Here is a 4096-nt window from a genome sequence, read left to right as displayed (position 1 = left end):
ATCATTGAAAGTGGAACAACACAATGATTGGGGGAGATAGGAGTGATCAGAGTGGACCAATATCATCTTATCAGACATTTGTATTTAGTGGAAGGGATGTTTCAAAGAGGGCGGAGTAAATTTTTTGCTGGCTATGATGAAAATGCAGAAATCATAGGTTTTGTTACCTGTGGCGGCTGTCCGGGGCGAAGGGTTCTCCGGCTGATTGAAAGCATGAAAAAACACGGCCTTAATGTAGTACATTTATCTTCCTGTATGCTCATGGAAACCGGCTATCCTAAATGTCCGCATTATGAAGAAATAAAGAAAACTGTGGAGAACAAGGGAATAAGAGTAGTTGAAGGGACCCATCACTAATTTAAGGACTGCAGGAGCACTTCTTGGGTCGTTGGGTATATGTTAAAGGAGGAGTTTAAGATGGCAAAGAGAACTATAATCAAGATTGATGAGGAGCTATGCAATGGCTGCGGAAACTGCATAAGCCCCTGTGCGGAAGGGGCTTTGGCTCTGGTAAATGGCAAGGCTAAGGTTATAAGGGAAGAATTATGTGATGGGGCCGGTTTTTGCATAGGTTTATGTCCTACGGGGGCATTATCTTTGGAAAAAAGGGAAGCAGAGCCTTTTTCCGAAGCAGCGGTAGAAGAGCATAAAAAAAGGCGTATAATAGATTATATACCGCAAAAATGTAAGTCTTGCGGCAGGACAGAAGAAGAAAGGTATCTTATTGCTGTAAAATACCGGGGGGAGTCCCTCTGGTACTGTACCAAATGTTTGCCCAGGCTTATTCATGGATGAAAAAACAGGTCATCTGGAGGAGAGGTTTTTGGACAGGTACTTTGATTTGAAAGGGAAAATTGCTCTGGTAACTGGAGCCAGCCGGGGCATTGGAGCGGGAATAGCAAGAGAACTGGCTAAGGCCGGAGCCCGAGTGGTGGTAAATTATAACACATCCCGGGAAAGGGTTTTTAAGCTGGCAGAGGATATTGAAAAAGAGGGGGGAGAAGTTCTGGTTATCAAGGCTGATGTAGCAGCCTTTGAGGAAGTAGAGTTTATGTTTAGCCAGATTGAAAAAATTTGGGGAGAAGTTGACATAATAATAAATAATGCCGGAGTTTCTCTGCGCAAGCTGGTTACGGACACGGGAGAAGAAGAATGGGATAAGGTTATAAATACTAATCTTAAAGGGGTTTTTCTTTGTTGCCGGAGGGCCTTGCCGGCTATGATAAGAAGGAGATATGGCCGTATAATAAATATTGCTTCTATCTGGGGAATTACGGGAGCTTCTATGGAAGCTGCCTATGCGGCATCTAAAGGAGGAGTTATAGCTTTTACTAAGTCTTTAGCCAGGGAAGCAGGATATTCAGGGGTTACGGTTAATGCGATAGCTCCAGGGGTTATAGAGACAGATATGCTGGAAGGGGAGCTTACCGGGGAGGAAATAGAAGATTTGCAAAAGGAAATTCCGGCAGGACGGCTGGGAAAGCCAGAAGATATCGCTTCTCTCTGTCTTTATTTAGCTTCTGATCGGGCTTCTTATATAAATGGTCAGGTTATAACAGTTGATGGCGGATTTTTAAAAGCATAATGTTATCTTGGGAGAAAGGATTTTGTATAAGGAGAGCGAATAGTGTAAGGTAAGAACCTATGCCGGGGGGCTTTTTATGCGCAAGGTGCTGATTATCAATGATTCCCGGTTGGAAAGGTATATTTTAAAAGACCAATTGACCAGGCTTAATTATCAGGTGGAAGCCGTAGACGAATATTATTCCCTGCAGAATATCAAAAACTTTGCTCCGGAAGCAGTCATCGTAAATCTTACTATGCGCAATATAACCGGGGATGAGCTTATAAAGAAAATAAAAGAAGAATGGCCGGAAATAAAGTGTTATCTTTCTTCCTGCAGCTATCTCTATCTTGATGACTACCGGGCTAAAGGGGTAGATGGCGTATTGAAGACCCCGGCTACCTTAGAAGAGTTACAAAGCCTTCTAGAAGGGGGAAAGGAGAATTTTCGCTTCTGTCCTTATTGTGGCCGGGATTTGACGGGAGAAGGGAAAAGTTATTTTTTCTGCCCTTTTTGCGGAGCCCGTTTGTAAAAAAATATTTCAAAGAAGGAATTTTCAACCCGAGAATAGAATACCTCCTAAAAAATAAAAATAGGAGGTATTTTTATGAAGATAGCTGCGGTTTATGGTTCACCGCGCCGGGGCAAAATATCGAAAACGTACTGGCTGCTAGATGCTTTTCTGGCTGGTTGCCGGGAAGAAGGGGCCGAAGTTAAGCTTATCAACCTTAATGAGTATAATATAAAATTCTGCACCGGCTGCTATACCTGCTGGACGAAAACCCCTGGTAAATGTGCGCTTAAGGATGATATGCCGGAAATTATCGAAATACTAAAAGAAGCAGATTTGGAAGTATGGGCTTTTCCCATGTATTTTTTCGGACCTACGGCTTTGTTCAAAAATTTTTTAGACCGCACCATGATTCTGGCCGAGCCCTTTTTTGAGCTTAAAGATGGTATATGTACTCATCCTATGCGTTATGAAGAAAAGAGCAAGGACAAGATTATTATATCCGTGTGCGGATTTCCTGAGATGGACCATTTTAAACCTATTCATGAATGGCTTAAGTTTATGGAAGGCCGCGGGCTTTTGCATATAAAAGCCGAGATTTACAGGCCGGCTGCCGAGTTTCTGGTAGCTCCTCCGTTTAAGGCTAAAAAAGAGGAGATACTGGCAGCTATGAAAGAAGCGGGAAGGGAATATGTAAGAGAGGGAGCAATAAGGGAAGAAACGATGAGAATAATTCAGCAGGATTTCATTGATCAAGAAACCTTTATCCAAGAAGGCAATAGGTACTGGCAATGGGAGATTGACCGCTGGAGGGCTAAAAGAGAAGAAGAGTAAAAATGAAATAAATATGATATATTAGCTGTATAGAAGGGATGCCTTCTATACTTTTTTATTGCCGTGAATAATGGAGGTTTCTATATGACAAGGTATGAAAATATATTATTTGACCTGGATGGGACTTTAACTGATCCCAGGCTGGGCATAACTAAATCAGTGCAGTATGCTTTAAATAAAATGGGGATAAGAGAGAATGATTTAGAAAAGCTCACGAAATTCATAGGCCCACCTTTAGCCTATTCTTTTCAGGAGTTTTACGGTTTTGATGAGGAAAAAGCCTGGCAGGGGGTAGAATTTTACCGGGAGTATTTTGCGGTAAAAGGCATTTTTGAAAATAAATTGTATGAAGGGGTGCCTGAGCTTTTACGGGAATTGTACGCTAAAGGGGTGGTTTTGGCGGTAGCTACTTCCAAGCCTACGGTTTTTGCCGAAAAGATACTTAAGCATTTTGAAATAGATAAATATTTTACTGCCGTAGTGGGGAGCAACTTGGACGGAAGCCGGGTAGATAAGGGAGAAGTGATTGCGGAAACATTAAATATTTTAAAAATAGATGACGTGGAAAAGACGGTAATGATAGGGGACCGGAAACACGACATTATTGGAGCCCACCAGAATAACCTGAAAGCAATAGCTGCTCTCTGGGGCTATGGCAGCAGGGAAGAGTTTGAGGAAGCCGGGGCAGATTATGTGGTGGAGAAGGTAGAAGAACTTAAAGCATTTTTGCTGGGAAATGAAATAAAGGCAGGGTTTTAGCCTGCCTCCTTTTTGCATTGAAGTAATATAAGGATAAGGGCAGTTCTTTTATATGCAATTTTCGCCTGGCTTATTAGTTTCTACTTAAAATATCCTCGTTCTTTTTTCTGCTAACTGCATCAAGCTGTTTCCCCATTTTTCCTGTTCTTTTTCCCCTGACTGATGCAGGTTAGCTAGAGATGCCCCTTTTAATCGTATTGATATTTTACTTCCTTTGGAGCTCAAAATTTTCTTCTTTTCCCTTCCATTCGATTCTAAAATTTATATTGCCTTCAAAATTGTGGGGTATGAATCCTCCTTGGCTTGATGTATAGGAAGTAATACTTTTGGTCACTCTGTCCAGGTGACGTCTGCCACTGACGCTGTTTCCAGGCATTTGATAGCTGAAAAAAATTTCTCCAGTATCATCGGGATTTGCACCAATGTAT

7 protein-coding genes are annotated in these 4096 nt (G+C 41.8%); 6 read left to right on the top strand and 1 reads right to left on the bottom strand.

Features of this window, described 5'->3' with window-relative positions:
- The first annotated feature begins 42 nt into the window (after nt 1-42).
- The 6 genes from BUB92_RS10800 (at nt 43) to BUB92_RS10775 (ending at nt 3668) form a co-directional block, all read left to right on the top strand.
- Nucleotides 43-357 carry a CGGC domain-containing protein gene (locus BUB92_RS10800; RefSeq protein WP_242939053.1) on the top strand — a complete coding sequence of 105 codons (315 nt, stop codon included), beginning with the start codon at nt 43-45 and terminating at the stop codon, nt 355-357.
- Nucleotides 358-417: 60 nt separating this feature from the next.
- Nucleotides 418-795: an ATP-binding protein gene (locus BUB92_RS10795; protein ID WP_073093555.1), complete on the top strand. Its 378-nt coding sequence runs from the start codon at nt 418-420 to the stop codon at nt 793-795.
- A 28-nt stretch (nt 796-823) separates the two neighbouring features.
- Nucleotides 824-1585 carry an elongation factor P 5-aminopentanone reductase gene (gene ymfI, locus BUB92_RS10790; protein ID WP_242939052.1) on the top strand — a complete coding sequence of 254 codons (762 nt, stop codon included), beginning with the start codon at nt 824-826 and terminating at the stop codon, nt 1583-1585.
- Between the two features lie 76 nt (nt 1586-1661).
- The gene (locus BUB92_RS10785; protein WP_073093553.1) at nt 1662-2096 is read left to right on the top strand and encodes a response regulator; all 435 of its coding nucleotides are present in this window, start codon (nt 1662-1664) and stop codon (nt 2094-2096) included.
- A 75-nt stretch (nt 2097-2171) separates the two neighbouring features.
- On the top strand, nt 2172-2909 hold the full coding sequence (locus BUB92_RS10780) for a flavodoxin family protein (RefSeq protein WP_073093551.1): 738 nt from the start codon (nt 2172-2174) through the stop codon (nt 2907-2909).
- Between the two features lie 84 nt (nt 2910-2993).
- Nucleotides 2994-3668 carry an HAD family hydrolase gene (locus BUB92_RS10775; RefSeq protein WP_073093549.1) on the top strand — a complete coding sequence of 225 codons (675 nt, stop codon included), beginning with the start codon at nt 2994-2996 and terminating at the stop codon, nt 3666-3668.
- A 205-nt stretch (nt 3669-3873) separates the two neighbouring features.
- Here BUB92_RS10775 and BUB92_RS11750 read toward each other — a convergent pair.
- Nucleotides 3874-4096 (bottom strand): hypothetical protein (locus tag BUB92_RS11750; protein ID WP_207646681.1); only part of this gene is annotated, 223 nt, incomplete at its 5' end.

Origin of the sequence: Thermosyntropha lipolytica DSM 11003, from assembly GCF_900129805.1 — a bacterium.
Classification (GTDB): Bacteria; Bacillota; Syntrophomonadia; order Syntrophomonadales; family Syntrophomonadaceae; genus Thermosyntropha; species Thermosyntropha lipolytica.
The sequence above is the reverse complement of the archived record's forward strand: the minus strand, read 5'-3'. Positions and strand labels throughout refer to the sequence as shown.